This is a genomic window from Arthrobacter sp. KUASC02 (assembly GCF_059739395.1).
The window spans coordinates 3,458,762-3,475,144 of the sequence record NZ_AP046053.1 but is presented as its reverse complement, the minus strand read 5'-3'; the positions used below and the strand labels follow the sequence as shown (position 1 = coordinate 3,475,144).

The window sequence follows — 16,383 nt, the reverse complement described above, 5'->3', positions numbered from 1 at the left end:
GGCCACTTTACGGTGAAGGTGCGGCCGAGGGTGAAACTGTGGCGGCAGCGTTACTCTCCATGGACTTCACGACGGCGTCTGCCAGGACGGCGAACTCGTCGAGTTGCGCGGTGCCGGTCAGGATGACGGTGGTGCCCTTGTGGACCAGGACCATGCTTCGCTCGCCCTTGCCGGTGTCGCGGAGTTCCCAGTCCAGGCCGCCGGCGTTGCGGCTTCCGGTGACCGGGGCATTGTTCGTCTGCTGAAGCAGCCAGGTCGGATTTGCCTGGGCAGTCTGGACCAGTCCGATGAAGGATTCCTTCGGTGTGAGGTATCCGACCTCCCACGTGGGCACGCCGCTGCCGGTGCCGGACTCCCAGCGGGCGTAATTCGGGCTGAATGTGTCGCCGGTCTCGGGGGCCACGGGTGTGAATCCCGCCACACCTGCGGCGTTCTGGGCCACGGCGCTGACATTGACGTTCGGGCGGTAGCCGTCGCTCTTGGGTGACGGGTTCATGAGGACGATGGGGAGGAACGCGGCGACACTCACCACCAGGGCGATGATCATGCCGATGACTGAGGCATTGGCCCTTTTCGCCGCCGCCGCGCGGATAACGGGCTTCACGACGGGTGCATCGGGGGTGCCGTTGGTGGCCGCGGGGAAGCCCGTGCTGGCCGTTTGGTTGTCGGGGGTGGACTTGTCCTGCGTTTCGCTCACGCTTCTATAGTCGCCCATGGGAATGCCGTTCTCACATTCCTGCAATTCAGGGGTGAGGAAACGCCGGGTATCACGGGCCGGTCATCCCATGACCTTCGGATGCTCTCGCGACTATGATCAGTGACAGAGGAATCACCGTGACGGACTGTACCGGCCGCACGGGTTCAATGATCGCCACTCGAAGAAGAGGTTCACGTGTCACCAGCGCCTATGACCCAGCAGTACTCCACGATTTCGCCGTCGCTTGCCGTAGGCATTGACGAACCGGACCGCAACCTTGCCCTTGAACTTGTGCGCGTCACCGAAGCTGCGGCAATTGCCGGCGGCCACTGGGTTGGCTTCGGCGACAAGAACAAGGCTGACGGCGCAGCAGTCGACGCCATGCGCTCCTTCCTGCAGACCGTCCACTTCAACGGCGTTGTGGTTATCGGTGAAGGCGAGAAGGACGAAGCTCCCATGCTTTTCAATGGCGAGCACGTCGGTGACGGCACCGGCCCCGAGTGCGACGTCGCCGTCGACCCCATTGACGGAACCCGACTGACCGCCCTGGGCATCAACAACGCCCTCGCCGTCCTCGCCGTGGCCGAGCGCGGCTCCATGTTCGACCCCTCCGCCGTGTTCTACATGGAGAAGCTCGTCACGGGCCCGGAAGCTGCCGACATGGTCGACCTGCGCCTCCCGGTCAAGCAGAACCTGCACTTAATCGCCAAGGCGAAGGGCGTGAAGGTCAACCAGCTGAACGTCATGATCCTGGACCGGGACCGCCACCGCCCGCTTGTGGAGGAAATCCGCGAAGCCGGTGCACGGACCAAGTTCATCATGGACGGCGACGTCGCCGGCGCCATTGCCGCAGCCCGCTCCGGTACCGGCGTGGACGCGCTCATGGGCATCGGCGGAACGCCGGAAGGCATCGTCGCCGCGTGCGCGATCAAGTCCCTCGGCGGCGTCATCCAGGGCCGCCTCTGGCCCACCAGCGATGACGAGAAGCAGAAGGCCATCGACGCCGGGCACGACCTCGATCGCGTCCTGTCCACGAACGACCTCGTCTCGAGCGACAACTGCTACTTCGCGGCCACGGGCATCACCGACGGCGACCTGCTCAGGGGCGTGCGCTACTCCAAGGACAAGGTCCTGACCCAGTCGATCGTCATGCGGTCCAAGTCCGGCACCATCCGCTTCGTGGACGGCGAGCACCAGGCCAGCAAGTGGGAAGGCTACGCCCGCAAGAGCTAGCCCTTCTGCGTCGCCCGCTTCATTCAGCGCGAACGTACACTTGAGGCCCCCGCCTAGCGGGGCCTCAAGTGTACGTTCGCGCTGTTGTTTGCCGTTCGGCGCTGGGCATCGCGGCCGCCCGGACCTTGTCGAGCAGGAACGGTTTGTCGCCGTCGAGATCCTCTTTGTAGACCCTGATTTCACGCCAGCCAAGCCGTTGAGTCAGGGCCTGACGGCGGACGTCGCTGCTGATCTGGAGCGGTTCGGCGTGGTGGCCCCCGTCGTACTGAAACGCGATCCGTTGCTCCGGGTAGGCCGCATCCGGCCACACCGCCGGCTGTCCCCAAGTGTTCCTGATGACGTAGTTGAGAACAGGTTCGCCGTAGCCGGAGCGGGCCAGGACCAGCCGCATCCGGGTCTCCTGAGGGGAGTCGGCGCCCACTCGTATTTCAGTGAGAGCCAGTCTTGCGGTCTTCATCCCGCGCATTCCCGGATGGGCGCCGACCATCCGACGCAGTTCGGCCACCGTACAGAGGCCATCCTTCGGCCGGGGAAAGTCAGGGCCATGGGCACAGACCAGCGAATCGCCAGCTGCGATGAGGTCATCGACGGTTATTAGCGACGCGAGGTCAAGCCACGTCCTCGCCGGCGAGGTGACCCGGACGCCGTCGTGCATCACAACCTCCCCTGCCTTGAACGTCAGACGGTGACCCACGACGTTGCGTCGCCGCGGCTTGCTGCCGTTCCGTTCCCTGGCAATATGGATCCGCCAGTCCTCCTGCATCCAGGCCGGCAAGGCGCACTCCCAGATGCGGCCTCCGGAATGGTGGGTCAGGACTGATTTGCTGTCCAGTTCCGTATAGGCACGGAGGCTTGCAGCCGGCCCGCCAGCGCCGCCAAATGGGACACGGATGCCCCGTGAAGGTATGGCGACGTCGGGTTGCCTCTGCCGCTTTCGGGTGACACCAAGGTCCCGGGCAGCAAGGTCAGTGAAGGAACCGGTGAGTAATTCCTGGGGCAGGCGCGTGACGGGCATGCTTCAGTCTGCACCGGCCAGTAACGCACGAAGACGTTATCCACAGGCCGGATTCCGGGCGATGCGCGAACGGACAGTTGGATCCCCAAACGGTGGGCCTCAAGTGTCCGTTCGCGCTCAGGGGGTGGGCCTTAAGTGTCCGTTCGCGCTCAGGGGGTGGGTCAGCTGCGGAGGGCGCGGAGCTTCTCCCGGGCCTTTCGGGCGAGCTGGTAGGCCCCGTAGCGGAGTTTCTTCACGGGCAGGTCCCAGGTGCCGGGGTAGGCGATTTCGCGCCCGCCGAAGGACTTCTTGAACGCCGTGAACCCGGCCCACTTGTGGTTCGGCTCGTCCTCCGGTGCCACGCCCCACAGGTCCACGTACTTCAGGCCCTTCTCCTTGGCATCCGCCATGAGCGTCACCAGCAGCGGAATACCCGCGCTGAGCTTCCGGTGCGCGTCATCCAGGGCTGCGTGCGCATACGTGCGGGTGTCGGCGGAGTCGTAGGCCAGGGCCGCGGCGATGGGACCGCCATGGCGCTCGGCGATGAACAGCGTGGCCGCGCCCGCAGGCATCAGGGAACGGGCCACCTGGCTAAGGTACTCATCGCTTTGCGGCTTGAATCCGCTCCGCTTGGCCGTCATGTGCAGGAAATTCAACAGCACGCGGATCTCGTCGGGATCCTGCGACGTCCGGAAGGTCACGTCCTTCTTGTGGATGTTCCGGTAGAGGTTCCGGTTCACGGGTTTCATACCGGCCAGGACCTCCTTGAAGTCCCGGTCCAGGTCCACTATCCAGCTCAGTTCAGGCTGCTGGTTGACGGGAGCCGGCCGCAGGCCGCGGCTGCGCAGCACTGTTTCGGATGCCGCGTTGTCGACCCCGGCGCTGACCGGCTCGATCCGGACGAACGCCGCACCGCACTTGCGGGCTAGTCCCACCAGGGCGGCCAACGCGGCGTCGAACGCTTCGAGTGATTCAGCAATAGGGCCGTACGGGGCGTAAAGGACCTTGCCGGCCGGATTTTTTTCCTCCACGGCGAGGAAACTCCAGCCGGGACCCGACTGTTCGTGCACCGTGCGCCCGAGGGAACGCTGGACGTCGGCCCACTGCGGGGTCTGCAGGAAATATTCCACCGGATCAAGCCCCTACGGCAGTGGTCACGGCGAAGGCCACGGCGGTCCCCGCGGAGCCCGCTGCGGGGTGGACGTTGACCGGTGCCTCGGCGGCCGGGAGGAAGGCACTCGCGCCGCGGTCCAGATGGAGATCGCCCTTGGGGGAGTCGAGCAGCACCGAGCCGGAGACCACGATGATCACTGCCGCGCCGGACTGTGCCAGCGGGACGGGGCCGCCGTCCGGTTCCAGTTCGATCCTTTGCAGCTGGAATTCACGGAACGGGGGCCGGTAGAGTTCCTGGCCCAGCTCAGACCTCTCTGCGGCAAGCATCGGCACGCCCACGGACTCGAACTCCACGGTTGCCAGGAGTTCGGGAACGTCCACGAACTTAGGCGTCAGGCCTCCGCGGAGCACGTTGTCCGACGACGCCATGACCTCGATGCCGAGCCCGTGCAGGTAGGCGTGGACATTGCCGGCCGGCAGGTACACGGCCTCGCCGGGCGCCAGCGAGATGCGGTTCAGGAGCAGCGAGATCAGCACGCCGGGGTCGCCGGGGTAGTGGCCGTGCAGGCTGACCACGGTGGACAGTTCGGTCTGGTACGGGGACATCGGCAGCCCGGCCTTGAGTGCCGCCACGAGTTCGCGCACGGCGTGCGAGACGGCGTGGCCGCCGCCGATGAGCCGGGTGAAGGCGGCTTTCAGGGCATCGTGTTCCACGGGGCCGGCGAGGTCCTCCGCGACGTCGAGGAACACGTGCGGAACCTCCAGCGACATCGCGCGCATGGACGCCGCCAGGTGCTCGAAGAGGGCACGCGTGGACGCAGCCGGGCGGAAGCCGCACAGCGCCTCGAACGGCGTCAGGGCGAAGATCATCTCCGGCTTGTGGTTGTCATCCTTGTAGTTCCGTTCGGCCGCGGAACGGTCGACGCCGGCTGCCTCCTCGCGGGCAAAGCCCGCCCGTGCCTGCTCCAGCGTCGGGTGGACCTGCAGCGACAGCGGGCTCTCGGCGGCCAGGACCTTGAGGAGGAACGGCAGGCGCGGGCCGAACTCCGCCACGCTGGCGCTTCCCAGATGGTGGTCCGGATCGGAGCTGATCAGCGCATCCAAAGCCAGCGGACCGCCGTCGGCCGCAACTGCCACGGACGGCGAGTCCGGGTGGGCGCCCACCCACAGTTCCGCTTCCGGACCGCCGGAGGCCTGCCTGCCCAGCAGGCCGGCAATTGCCGTGGTGGAGCCCCAGGCATAGGGCCGGAGGACATTCTCGATTTCGTACAAAGCCTGGTGTCCTTTATCTCAGTACAGCAGTTACGGCGGAAGGGGCGTGGGCGCTCAGAGCGGGCGGCACTGGCCGTTCGTGGCCACAAGGTCCCGGATCGCTTGCTCGTTGCCCTCACGCTTGAACTGGTTGAGCATCTCTTCGGTGATCGGCTCGCCGTCGGGAGTGGTGGTTACCGGTGTGAAATCCGACGACGACGGCGAGGGGGCCGGCTGTGTCAGGGGCGCCGCCGGTGCGGCTGCCATCAGATGGCCCGCCGCCGTTCCGGCCTGCACGATGCTGTCCCCGCCAGCGGGATCCCCGGCCGCCCCGGCCGACTTCCCGGACTGTGCGGCCAGCAGCTGGTCCACCTTCTGGTGGATCTGGTCGAAGTCCGGCACGGTGGAGAAGGATGCGTCGAAATCAGGCGGTCCGATGGTCAGCCGGCTGACTTCCTTGCCCTTGGCCTTCATGGCCAGGTCCACAAAGCTGCCGAGCTGGCTCGCGGAAATGTTGGAGTCCACCACCTTGGTGCCCGCGTTGGCGATGTCCTCGAACTTGGCGAGCAGCGTTGCCGGGTCCAGCTGCTTCAGCATGGCCTGCTGGACACACTGCTGACGCTGGATGCGGGCGTAATCGTCCACGAATTCGCGGGAGCGTCCGTACCAGAGTGCGTGGTAGCCGTTCAGGTGCTGCTCGCCGGCCGGGATCCAGCCGAGGGGCATGCCGTGGATGCCGTTGGCCTCGTCAACCATGTCCCCGCTCAGCGGCACCCAGCCGCCGGCCTTGATCCTGATGCCGCCCATGGCATCGATGAGCTTGGCGAAGCCGTCCATATCCACCAGGACGTAGGCCTGGACGGTGATGCCGAGCGTGCCCGAGACAGCCTCGAGGGTTGCCTGGGCGCCGGGATCGGCGACGCCGGGATAGAGGTCCGCGTGCTCGTTGGTCACCTCGGTGTTGATGGCGTTGATCAGGCACTCGTTGCCGCAGTCGTAGCCGTCCGGGTAGATCTGCCGCATCGGCGAGCCTTCGCTGAACTGTGCGTTCTGCAGGTTGCGCGGCACCGAGATGATGGCGGTCTGGCCGGTCTTGGCGTCGACACTGAGGACGGAGAGGCTGTCCGGACGGCGGCCCGTGCGGTCGTCTCCGGCGTCGCCGCCCATCATCAGGAAGTTGTAGCGGCCGTCCACGGGATCAATGGCGGGTCCGGCGGAGAAGATGCTGCCGATGGCGTTCCGGCTCACATTCAGCACATAGGCCGCGTAGCCCAGGGTGCCGCTGCTGAGCACCATGGCCAGGACCAGGGCGACGCCGACGATGGGCCGCATCCCGGGAGCCAGCAGGACCGGCCGGATGAGCCTGAGCGTATTGACGAACAGCGCGGCCCAGCCTATTGCGAGGGCGATGAGGAGGGCGATGATCAGGAGCGAAGCCACCGTGTTGGTGAGGATGCCGATCAGGAGCGTGCGGTTCACCAGCAGCAGCACCAGTCCCGCGATCGCCAGTGCCCAGGCGGCGAACGTCACCCGGAGGGCGATCCTTCCCAATTTGCGGTCGCCGGCCACGATCTGGGCGCTGCCGGGGACGAGCAGGGTCAGCAGCAGGAGGACGAACGCGCGTTTGGTCCTCACCGGAGCCGGGGCATTCGCCGGATGGCGGACGGGGTCCGTCAGTGCCGGTTGCGGTGCCTTGGGACGGGAGTGGCTAGTGGTCATCTGATTCCTAACGGCTGCCCCGGAGAACGACGTTGCCGTCGGAGAACACTTCGCTGACTTTGTGCCGCAGCGCCGCGCCCTTGCGGGTGGCGACGTCGTTGAGTTCCTGGGCGAACTCCACCAGGTCCTCGCGCAGGCGGACGGCCAGGTCGTCCGTGCCCGAGGCCAGCATCCGGACGGCCAGCAGGCCGGCGTTCCGTGCGCCCGCGATCGAGACAGTGGCCACCGGAACACCGGCGGGCATCTGGACGATGGACAGCAGCGAGTCCATGCCGTCGAGCGTCTTCAGCGGGACGGGGACACCGATGACAGGCAGCGGGGTGACGGATGCCAGCATGCCGGGCAGGTGGGCCGCGCCGCCGGCTCCGGCGATGATGACGCGCAGCCCCCGTTCGTGGGCCGTCTGGCCGTAGCGGATCATTTCGGTGGGCATCCTGTGGGCCGAGACCACATCGGCTTCAAACGGGATGCCGAACTCGGCCAGGGCCTCGGCGGCGGCTTCCATGACGGGCCAGTCCGAGTCGGAGCCCATCACGAGGCCAACGATCGGCGCCGCGGCGTCGGTTTCAGCCGGGTGGATTGCTGCTGCAGGCGTGCTCATGCGGTTTCCTCGGAATTCCCTGGTGCTGTTCGGGCCGGAGCACGGCCGTCCCTGATGATGTTGGCGACGGTGGTGGCACGCTGCCGGACGGAATCGACGTCGGAAGCGGCTGCGCCCACCAGATTGACGTGGCCGATCTTCCGTCCGGGCCGGACGGCTTTGCCGTAGCAGTGGATTTTCGCGGCCGGCTCGCTGGCCATGGCCAGCGGGTAGGCCGAGAACAGTTCCTGGTTGTCTCCGCCGAGGAAGTTCTTCATCACAACAACCGGCCCCAGGGCGTCGGTGGCGCCGAGCGGGAGGTTCAGTACCGCGCGCAGGTGCTGTTCGAACTGGCTCGTGACGGATCCGTCCTGGGTCCAGTGGCCGGTGTTGTGCGGACGCATCGCGAGTTCGTTGATCAGGAAGCCGGACCCGACGCCGGGGGTCTCGAAGAGCTCCACGGCCATGACGCCGGTGACGCCCAGTTCGTTGGCGATCCGGATTGCGGCGTCTTCGGCGGCCGCCGCCACCTCGAGGGGGATGTCCTGGGCGGGGGCGATCACTTCGTCGCAGACGCCGTCCACCTGGATGGTGTGGACCACCGGCCAGGCGCGGGATTCGCCGTCCGGTGTCCTCGCGACGAGTGCGGACAGTTCGCGGCTGAATTCCACCCTGGCCTCGGCCAGCAGGGGAGACATGGCCGCGAACCAGTCGTCGGTATCGGCGGCTTCCTCAGCCGAGCCGACAATGCGGACGCCTTTGCCGTCGTAACCGCCGCGGGGCGTTTTCAGCACCACCGGCCAGCCGGTCTGCTCGCCAAAGGCAACCAGGGCATCGACGTCGGCGACAGAGGCCCATGCCGGGTTCGGCAGCTCCAGCCTGTCGATGGCGGCGCGCATCACGAGTTTGTCCTGTGCGTGCACCAGCGCGTCGGGGCCGGGCTGCACGTTGACCCCCGCCTCCTGCAGCGCGCGCAGGTGGTCGTTCGGGACGTGTTCGTGATCAAACGTCATGACGTCGAGGCCCTGGGAAAACTCCAGCAGGGCGTCGAGGTCCTTGTAATCACCTACCGGCGACGTCGGCACGGCGGAGACCGCGGACACGTCTTCGCCCTCGGCCAGGACACGTAGTTCAAAGCCCAGGGCCGTTGCGGCGGGGGCCATCATGCGGGCAAGCTGGCCGCCGCCAACTACGCCTATTACTGGAAAAGTCACAAGAACCAGCCTACAGAAGTGCAGGGGAGTTCCGGGCTTCACCACCGTTTCGGCCCGGAATTTACGTTATTTAGAGCCGGCGGGAGGCTGGGCTGCCCGGCCCGTTCAGACTGTTTCCAGCTAACGGGCTAAAATGGGTACCCGGCCCTGTGGCCCGAAATCTCAGACGGCCATGGAGGGTCATGATTTACACACTTGCAGAACGTTTGCGCGGACTCGCCTCGCTTTTTTGGCGCGAGGTGGCCAAGTTCGGCGCCGTCGGCGGTGTCGCCTTCGTGATCGACAACGGCCTGACGTACTACCTGATGCACGGCCCGATGACTGACAGCGAGGCCAAGGCACGGTTCGTGGGCGCCTCGGTGGCCACGGTCTTTTCCTGGATCGCGAACCGGTTCTGGACGTTCCGCCACCGCCGCCAGGACAACGTGATCCGCGAATTCTTCATGTTCATCCTGATCAACGGCATCGGTATCGGCATCTCCACCGGCTTCACCGCCCTGGCCAAGTATTCATTCGGCATCACGGACAAGAACATGCTGTTCCTGGCCGGCGTGGCGGGTATCCTCGTGGCCACCGTGGTGCGTTTCTTCGCCTACCGGTTCCTCGTCTTCAACAAGGAACTGGACGAAGAGCCGTCGTTCTCGCATGACCACGAGATCATCGAACTGCACCACCACCAGGACAAGCACGCGGTCCGCGTTCCCGCGAACGACGAGCTGGCCAAGGTGCAGGATCCGGACCTCCCCGGCCCGCCCCGCAGCTAGGACGGCCGGAGCTGCGACGGCCGGAGCGGCTGGGGCCTAGCCTCCCTGCACGCGCTCGTCGTTGAGGAGCTTCTCGGTCACCGAAACGTCAGGGTGGACCAGGACGACCGAACCGCCGTTCTGCCACGCGCCCAGCGACTGGACCAAGGCCTGCTCCAGTCCGTCGCCGGCCCGGACCAGCAACCGCACACCGGTATCGTGCGTGGCGGCGAAGCCTTCCAGCAGTTCTGCGTGCGGATGCGATGTGCCGGCAGCCGACACGATGGCCCGCTGTGACCCTTCCGGATCCTGATGGGCCATAAAGACGTCGCCGTGCGAACGCACTTCGGCAGCGAAATCGACGACGCCGGGCGGCAGTTCGCCGGGCCAGCGCATGGCCAGCGCCGGAAGCGGAACTGCAATGACGGCGTCGAACCCGCCCTGGGGGTCCGCCTCCGGCGAGCCGGTGGCAAGGAGCTCTGCGTCAGCGGAGTCGAGGACCACTTCCATCCCGAGCTGCCAGGCGGCAAGGGCCAGGACCATCGACTTCCAGTGCGCCGGCAGGTCCAGCCGGAGCCGCATCCCGGGCTCGGCATCGAGTTCGTCCTGTAGCAGGTTGCTGGTTTTCGCGACCCAGTTGTCGAGGACCCGGCCGGACAATTCCACCCGTTCGGCGTCCGGTCCGTACCAGGTCAGCCGGGGAGAAGTGGAATGGCCGGACCGCAGTGCAGTCATCAAGTCGATCGCGGGGATGCTCATGCGAACATCTTGCCACGGTGCCTGCCTGGGCGGGAGGCCTGGACGGGAGGGTGGTATGCGGGGCTACGGGGAAGTGGCACCCGCCGAAGTGTGTGTGATTTGCGACACGTCGTTTTTGATCACTTTGATTGCCTAAATCACGATGGACGGAGGATTTCCCGGGATTCCCGGTAAATTCCCAGAAAACTAGTCAGTATGCTGTTGAAAGTCCTGTGTTGGCGGCGAGTCGTCCGAAAATTCATGGGCGTGGCGCGGCGGCGGATTGAGCACGAAGTTGATTATTATCCCGGCAGCCGCTTGACTCCCAACGACTTACACACGTGTAATTAGTTATCGAACGCCATTGCGCAGATACGGGCCACACAACCGAGTGTCCAGGTATTCAGTCAGGGGCAGCAACATCAGGAGGGACGCCATAATGGGGCAAGTTGAGCGTATCCATGAAGATGCAGTCGTCGCGGGTCAGGCGTCGGCAAAATACCGTTCGCGCGGTGTGCCAAGTGATTGGTATGTAGATCCGGCCGATCCGGATGCCGCCGAGCGGTATAACCAGAGCACCAACGATCTGCTGCAGGACCAGGCTACGGCCTTCCTGGCAGCACATGAAGCACTCCTGGCGGGCAACCCCGACCAGGACAACGATCTCCACGATCCTCCGATGGAACTGCAGACACTGCACTCGGAAACCACCGCGCAACCGGTCTGGATCGGGCTACCCTTCGAGCAGGACTTCGACGACGAAGGCGAGCTCGGCTGGCAGACGGACGCCTTGTGCGCCCAGACCGATCCGGAGGCATTCTTTCCCGAAAAGGGAGGGTCCACCCGCGACGCCAAGAAAGTATGCGGCGCCTGCAACGTACGCTCGCAGTGCCTCGAATACGCACTGTCGAACGACGAACGCTTTGGCATTTGGGGAGGCCTCTCCGAGCGCGAGCGCCGTCGGCTGAGGAAGCGAGCGGTCTAATTCTTCAAGTAGTACATGTCACCGCCGTTGTGGTCGCCCACAACGGCGGTGACTATCTCCCCAGAACCCTGGCGGCTTTGTCGGAGCAGACCCGACCCGTTGATGCTTTCATCGGCGTCGATACCGGCTCACGGGATAATTCCCTGGCCTTGCTGGACCAGGCGTTCGGCGAGGCAAACGTCACCACCTTCCAGCAGGGACGGGCCGGGATGGGGGATGCGGTCAAGGCCGGCCTGGCCGCCCTGGCCCCCCGAAACGGAGATCCCGGGGACAGCGTTCCCCAGGACAGTGTTCCCCGGGACAGCGACCGGCCGGCGGCCGACGCCGAATGGATCTGGCTGCTGCACGATGATGCCGCGCCCGCGCCGGAAGCGCTCGCCGAACTGCTCCATGCCGTGGAGCGGGCACCGTCGGTGACGGTGGCCGGCTGCAAGCAGCTGGACTGGCATGCCAGGCGCCGGCTGATCGACGTCGGACTTTCCACCAGCCGCTGGGCTGAACGGCTGACCCTCATCGAAGCGGATGAACTCGACCAGGGGCAGTACGACGGCCGCAGCGACACCTTCGCGGTCAACTCCGCCGGCATGCTGGTACGACGGGACGTCTGGGAGGAACTGGGCGGTTTTGACGCCGCCCTGCCCGGAACCGGGGACGATGTGGATTTCTGCTGGCGCAACCGCCTTGCCGGACACCGCGTGGTGGTGGTTCCCACAGCGCGGATGTTCCATGTGTCGCACCGGCCGCATGCGCTGGGGAGCGCCAGCGCAGCCCGCAAGGCCCAGGTCTACCTCCGCCTCAAGCACACCGTGTGGTGGAAGGTGCCGCTGCACGCGGCGGGGGCACTGCTGGGGAGCCTGTTCAAGCTCGTCCTGAGCATTGCCGTCAAGGATCCCGGCCACGGATTCTCCCAGCTCATGGCGACGTTTGTGGCGCTGGGCCGTCCCGCGGCGGTGATCCGCGGGCGCCGCGACGCAGCACGGACGCGGCGGATCCGCCGCTCGGTGATCAAAGGACTCCAGACCCCGCGGCGCGAGGTCTGGGCGCATCGGCGCTCCCTCATTGAAGCGTTGGGCTCCGACGACCAGGGCCCCGACTCGGCCAGAACCGATCCGCTGGCCGAACAGCCCAGCGGTGACTCCACGGACGACTTCGCCGCGCTGACCACCTCGGACCGCGGCTGGGTGGGCAACGGCGCCCTGCTGGCCGTGATCCTGACAGCGGCCGCCTCGCTGATCGGGCTTTCGGGGTTGTTCCGCGCCGAAGCAGTCTCCGGCGGTGGCCTGATTCCCGTTTCGTCGAAGGTCTCGGACATCTGGCACCACGCCACCAGCTGGTGGATCGGGCTGGGCGCCGGACTCCCCGGCCACGGCGACCCCTTCGCCCTCTTCCTTTGGGTTCTTGGCATTGCGGGCGGCGGGGATGCCAACAGCGCCCTGGCCTGGCTGCTGCTCCTGGCCATGCCGCTCTCCGGCCTCGCCGCCTGGTTTGCAGCCGGCGGCCTGACCACGCGGCGGCGGTTCCGCCTCGTGGCTGCACTCGTGTGGGGCGGGGCGCCCGCCCTGCAGGTCGCTTTGAACCAGGGGCGCCTGGGTGCGCTGGTAGCCCACATCATGATTCCGCTACTGGTGGTGGCCCTGCTGCGTGCCACCGGCACTGCCCGTGGCCAGGGCCGCTTTGCCGTGCCCGAACCGGGGGACCGCCGCTTCCTCGAAAAGCCTCCCGCCAAGCCCGGCGTCAACGGGATGCCATCGTGGACCGCCGCAGCTGCCGCCGGCCTGGCGCTGGCTGTGGTGGCAGCCGCGGCACCGTCGCTGCTGCTTCCGTCCGCCGCCGTGGTTGTCCTTGCCGGGATCCTGCTGGGCCGGCGCGGACGCACTGTCTGGTGGGCGTTGCTTCCGAGCGCAGCGCTTTTTGTTCCCTTCGGGTTCTCCGTCCTCGACCGCCCGCGGGCACTGCTGGCCGACCCCGGCGTGCCGCTCGGTTTTGATGGCGCGCCGTTGTGGCAGCAGCTGCTGGGACAGCCGTTGTACTTTGATGCCGACGGCGGTTTGGCCGGCCTTACGGTTTTCGACGGAACTGCCGTCCCGTGGGCGCTGCTCCTTGCCCTCCTGGTCGGTTTCCCGGTCGTCGCCCTGGCGACGGCGGCACTCTTTGTCCCCGGCAAGCGCACCCGCGTTGCCCGTGCCCTGTGGGTGGCCGCCCTGATCATCCTCGCGGGCGGCTGGCTCGCCGGCCACGTCGCCACGGGCGCCAGCGCCGACACGCTGGTCACGCCCTTTACGGGACCTGCCGTGTCTGCGTCCGGATTCCTGCTGCTGGGTGCCGCCCTGATCGGCGCCGACGGTCTGCTCGGCTTCGCGGAGCGGACAGCTGCCGCACCGGCCGCCCGCCGGATCGCTCTTAAGTGCATGTCTGTCCTTGCCATGGTGTTGCTCGTCGCGGGGCCCGTGGCCGGACTGAGCGCCTGGGCAGCCCAGAACCTGCTGCAGTCCGCCTCCGCGGCCGCAGCTGCCGGTGCTGCCCCTGAGACTGCGGGAACGGCCCCTTGGGGCACCCCTCGGCAGATTGCTTCCACCTCTGCCCGCACACTGCCCGCAACGGCCATCGACCGCGGCCAGGGACCGGAGCAGACCCGGACGCTGGTGATCGACACGGCTGAGGACGGCAGCTTCAACGCCTCGATCGTGAGGGGTGCAGGCACCACCCTGGACGGACTGTCCGCCATTGCTGCCGCCCGCAACATCATGGGCGACCCGGGCAAAGAGACCGTCAGGGATGACGACGCCGTTACCGCAGCCCTGCGCAGCGTCGTGGCCACCGTGGTCGCCGGCCAGGGCGTTGACCCGCGCCCTGAACTGGAACGCCTGGGGGCAGGCTTCGTTGTCCTCCGGTCCTCGGACACCGCCGCGCAGCTGACTGCGAGCCGGATGGATGCCGTGCCCGGACTGGTCGCCGTGGGGCAGACCAACGTCGGCTGGCTCTGGCGGATCAGCCCGCTCAACCAGCCTGTCATCGACGCCGCGGATGTCGCCCACCGGGTGCGCATCGTGGACGGTGCCGGAGCAGCGATAGGGCTCCTGCCCTCCGGACTGGAATCGGTTGATGCCGCAGTTCCGGAAGGGCCGGAAGGCCGGCTGGTGGTTCTCGCCGAACGTTCCGATCCGGGGTGGTCGGCATGGCTGGACGGCAGGCGGCTGACGTCCACAACGTCCGGCTGGTCCCAGGCGTTCACCCTTCCCGCCCAGGCCGGACAGCTCACCATCCGCTACGAAAACCCGTGGGCGGGGTGGACCGCCGTCGTCCAGGCCACGGTCATTGGACTGACCGTGCTGCTAGCCATTCCCATGCCCGCCCGCCGGCCGAACACCGGCCTCTCCCGCGATGAAGGCTCCCTGCGTAAGGAACATCAGCATGCATAAGGACGGGAACGACGGCGTGCCGCAGGCAGCGACCGCGGACCACGAGGCTGACCACGCAGGGGAAGCCGCGCCCGCGGCAGCACGCCTGAAGGGACTCACCGGCCGCGGGAGAGCTGTGCGCGGAACGGTGGCGGGGCTGGCCTCGGCAGTGGTCATCGTGGCTGCGGCCGGAAGCCTGGTGGCGGCGGCGTCTATGGGCCCGCAAAGCGCCGGCAGCCGCACGCTCGAAGCACCGCTGGCAGCAGTACCTGCGGGAAGCAACGTGGGGATCTGCCCCGGCCCCGCCCGCCTGTTGGAGGGCACCCCCGTGGGCACCGACCCGCAGTTCAGCCCGGAATCGGCCACCGCCAGGACCCTGGTCAACGGCGCAGTGCTGAGTACCAACGCAGGAGTGCTGCCCGGAAGCAGGCTTGCCGAGCTCAACGGAAATCCGCTGGCCGAAATCGCCAAGGATCCCGGAAGCCCCACCGCTGCCACCGCCCCTCCTGCGCTGCTGGCAGGGGTCGTGTCCGAACGCTCGGTGGATTCCGTCAGCGTCCTGAGCGCGGATGCGGCAGGCAACCAGCAGGCCACGGCCGGTGGAGTGATGAGTTACACCGCCACCGACGGTGACCTGCAGGGCCTGGCCGCGGCCGGCTGCCAGGCGCCGTCGAACGACCTGTGGCTTGTAGGTGCGAACACTTCACTGGGGCGGACCGCAGTACTCAACCTCAGCAACGCCTCCAGCACCCCGGCGACCGTCAGCCTGGACCTGTACGGCGCCGAAGGCCAGATCCAGGCCCCCGGCAGCCGCGGACTCCTGGTTGCGCCGGGAACCACCCGCTCCATCGTCCTGGCCGGACTGGCGCCCGGCCAGGCAAAGCTCAGCATCCACGCCCGGAGCGCCGGAGGTCCGGTCACCGCCGTGGTCCAGCAGAGCGTCCTGAGAGGGCTAACTCCCGGCGGCGTAGACTTTATTGTGCCCGGCGCGGCACCGGCGACGCGGCAGGTCATGTCCGGACTGGACATCCAGGACCCGGCCTCCGCCAAGGCACTCACGGCCAAACAAGGCTTTGCTGACGCCGCGGCGGCGCTGCAGATCGCCGTCCCCGGCCCTGCAGACGCCGTGGTGGAAATCAAGCTGTACGGCCGCGATGGTCAAAAGGCCCTGCCGGGCGGCGGCGTGGTGACGGCCAAGGGCGGATCCGTGACGGAGGTTTCATTGGCGGGTGTTCCGGCCGGCCAATACACCGTTGCGGCCAGTTCCGACGTGTCGTTCGCCGCTGCGGCGCGGGTAACCCGCGGCCTCAAGTCGGACGGCGCCACGGACTTTGCCTGGTCGCCGTCATCCGCCAGGCTCGGGAGCCAGCACGTGGTGGCGGTGCCGCGAGGTGGAGAACGCTACCTGGTCTTCGGTGCACCCGAGGACCGGGCCAAGATCACCTACACACCCATCCCTGCTGACGGCAAGGTCCGCAGTGCGGCCGCCGCGGACATCGCCGGCGGCACCACCGCAGTCATCAAGGTGCCCGCGGAGGTGGCTGATTCGGCGGTGCTGGGGTACGTCGTGTCAGCGTCCGGAGATGCTGCGTACGGCACAGTGCTGCTGGAGCAGGACGGGCGCGCGGATATCGGCGCAGTGGCGGTGGCGCCGGGCGCCGCGGGACAGGAACAGGTCGCGGTGAAGCTCGGCTACTAGCACCAGCCGGTGCCGGTGC

13 protein-coding genes are annotated in these 16,383 nt (G+C 67.2%); 5 read left to right on the top strand and 8 right to left on the bottom strand.

Annotated features, from left to right (window positions below):
- Positions 1 to 7 precede the first annotated feature (7 nt).
- Positions 8 to 715 (bottom strand): DUF4245 domain-containing protein, encoded by a 708-nt coding sequence (locus AC6JAC_RS15925; RefSeq protein WP_043438140.1) that lies wholly within the window; start codon positions 713 to 715, stop codon positions 8 to 10.
- Positions 716 to 907: 192 nt separating this feature from the next.
- Here AC6JAC_RS15925 and glpX point away from each other — a divergent pair, with 192 nt between their 5' ends.
- Positions 908 to 1,930 (top strand): class II fructose-bisphosphatase, encoded by a 1,023-nt coding sequence (glpX, locus tag AC6JAC_RS15920; protein WP_028270439.1) that lies wholly within the window; start codon positions 908 to 910, stop codon positions 1,928 to 1,930.
- Between the two features lie 64 nt (positions 1,931 to 1,994).
- On the opposite strand, the gene AC6JAC_RS15915 is transcribed toward glpX, so the two are convergent.
- The 6 genes from AC6JAC_RS15915 to AC6JAC_RS15890 form a co-directional block, all read right to left on the bottom strand.
- Positions 1,995 to 2,945, bottom strand: coding sequence for an endonuclease domain-containing protein (locus tag AC6JAC_RS15915; RefSeq protein WP_051628798.1), 951 nt, complete (start codon positions 2,943 to 2,945; stop codon positions 1,995 to 1,997).
- Between the two features lie 161 nt (positions 2,946 to 3,106).
- Positions 3,107 to 4,054: a lipid II:glycine glycyltransferase FemX gene (locus AC6JAC_RS15910; protein ID WP_497965391.1), complete on the bottom strand. Its 948-nt coding sequence runs from the start codon at positions 4,052 to 4,054 to the stop codon at positions 3,107 to 3,109.
- A 4-nt stretch (positions 4,055 to 4,058) separates the two neighbouring features.
- A complete protein-coding gene (gene manA / locus AC6JAC_RS15905) occupies positions 4,059 to 5,309 on the bottom strand; it encodes a mannose-6-phosphate isomerase, class I (protein WP_497965389.1) in 1,251 nt (416 codons plus the stop codon).
- 54 nt (positions 5,310 to 5,363) lie between these two features.
- Positions 5,364 to 7,007: an LCP family protein gene (locus tag AC6JAC_RS15900; protein WP_497965387.1), complete on the bottom strand. Its 1,644-nt coding sequence runs from the start codon at positions 7,005 to 7,007 to the stop codon at positions 5,364 to 5,366.
- Positions 7,008 to 7,014: 7 nt separating this feature from the next.
- A complete protein-coding gene (purE, locus tag AC6JAC_RS15895) occupies positions 7,015 to 7,608 on the bottom strand; it encodes a 5-(carboxyamino)imidazole ribonucleotide mutase (protein ID WP_051628797.1) in 594 nt (197 codons plus the stop codon).
- Positions 7,605 to 8,753: a 5-(carboxyamino)imidazole ribonucleotide synthase gene (locus AC6JAC_RS15890; protein ID WP_497966841.1), complete on the bottom strand. Its 1,149-nt coding sequence runs from the start codon at positions 8,751 to 8,753 to the stop codon at positions 7,605 to 7,607. The genes purE and AC6JAC_RS15890 overlap by 4 nt, the downstream gene beginning before the upstream one ends.
- A 230-nt stretch (positions 8,754 to 8,983) precedes the next feature.
- Between AC6JAC_RS15890 and AC6JAC_RS15885 the strand changes: the two genes are divergently transcribed.
- Entirely contained in the window at positions 8,984 to 9,565 is a 582-nt protein-coding gene (locus AC6JAC_RS15885) for a GtrA family protein (protein WP_028270433.1), read from the top strand.
- A gap of 36 nt (positions 9,566 to 9,601) precedes the next feature.
- Here AC6JAC_RS15885 and AC6JAC_RS15880 read toward each other — a convergent pair whose 3' ends face one another.
- Complete coding sequence (locus tag AC6JAC_RS15880; protein WP_497965384.1) at positions 9,602 to 10,303, bottom strand: TIGR03089 family protein; 702 nt, start codon at positions 10,301 to 10,303, stop codon at positions 9,602 to 9,604.
- 418 nt (positions 10,304 to 10,721) lie between these two features.
- On the opposite strand from AC6JAC_RS15880, the gene AC6JAC_RS15875 reads away from it, so the two are divergent.
- From AC6JAC_RS15875 to AC6JAC_RS15865, 3 genes are read left to right on the top strand one after another with little or no spacing between them, the layout of a single operon-like run.
- On the top strand, positions 10,722 to 11,267 hold the full coding sequence (locus AC6JAC_RS15875; protein ID WP_081818858.1) for a WhiB family transcriptional regulator: 546 nt from the start codon (positions 10,722 to 10,724) through the stop codon (positions 11,265 to 11,267).
- A gap of 29 nt (positions 11,268 to 11,296) precedes the next feature.
- On the top strand, positions 11,297 to 14,686 hold the full coding sequence (locus AC6JAC_RS15870; RefSeq protein WP_497965382.1) for a glycosyltransferase family 2 protein: 3,390 nt from the start codon (positions 11,297 to 11,299) through the stop codon (positions 14,684 to 14,686).
- Positions 14,679 to 16,364: a DUF5719 family protein gene (locus AC6JAC_RS15865; RefSeq protein ID WP_497965380.1), complete on the top strand. Its 1,686-nt coding sequence runs from the start codon at positions 14,679 to 14,681 to the stop codon at positions 16,362 to 16,364. The genes AC6JAC_RS15870 and AC6JAC_RS15865 overlap by 8 nt, the downstream gene beginning before the upstream one ends.
- Positions 16,365 to 16,383: the final 19 nt, after the last annotated feature.